Source organism: Coprobacillus cateniformis (assembly GCF_009767585.1).
In the GTDB taxonomy this organism is placed as follows: Bacteria; Bacillota_I; Bacilli_A; order Erysipelotrichales; family Coprobacillaceae; genus Coprobacillus; species Coprobacillus cateniformis.
Map to the genome: position 1 here is coordinate 1 of NZ_WSNW01000013.1, position 830 is coordinate 830.

The 830-nt window shown below is 31.6% G+C and carries 1 protein-coding gene; it reads left to right on the top strand.

Going from position 1 to position 830, the window contains the following annotated elements; all coding sequences use genetic code 11:
* Positions 1-210: 210 nt before the first annotated feature.
* On the top strand, positions 211-830 hold a 620-nt coding region (locus tag GQF29_RS18110), incomplete at its 3' end, for a rolling circle replication-associated protein (protein WP_236916513.1).

An 830-nucleotide genomic window follows, 5' to 3' on the forward strand; every position in this document is an offset into this window, starting at 1 on the left:
GAAAGACGCGGAGCGTTGCACAAAGATAGGGGAGCGTAGCGAGCCTATCTTTACTTCTATTTATTAATGTGCAACTTAAGACACAAAACAGAGAATAAGGGTAGCCGTGAAGAATATTGTTATAAAGCTGTAAAGAGTGGAAAACATATCGAGCTTTATATTTATAAAGATAAGAATTTTAAAAGAAAGACAAAAGAAACGAATGATTTAATGAAAATTATCAATGATTGGGATATTACAGAAAATGAAAAGAAAGATAAAAAAGAAGAGGAGATGAAAGATGTGGTTGAAGAATTTGTATGTGTTCAAAAACTCGATAACAATTTACGTCGAACGCAGAAACGACTAAGACGTGTAATAAACAGCAACTTAGGACAGTATGAAGAACAAGATAAATTTTTGACTCTTACATGTCCAAAACTAAAAAGTCGAGAGAAAGCGTGTAGAATGTTTAAAACATTTATTAAAAACTTAAGATATAATTATGGCGACAAAATTCAATACATCGCTGTTATGGAAATACAGAACGGAGATAGGTTAGAAGACCCAAGCAAAGCAACAAAGGATATTCACTTTCACGTGCTTTTGTTTGATTGTCCATATATCCCTCAAAAAGTTTTACAAGATAAAGTTTGGAAGCATGGCATTGTAGATATAAGAAAGATTCAAGACTATACAGACATATCTGGTTATCTTGTGAATTACTTAAGCAAAGATGATACGTTGTGTGTGAAAGGTAAGAAATCATATTTCCCAAGTAAGAAATTAAAGAAACCAACAGAAGAAATTTCTATGAATGAAGATTTGATTTTTAAATTTTTAAGCGATAC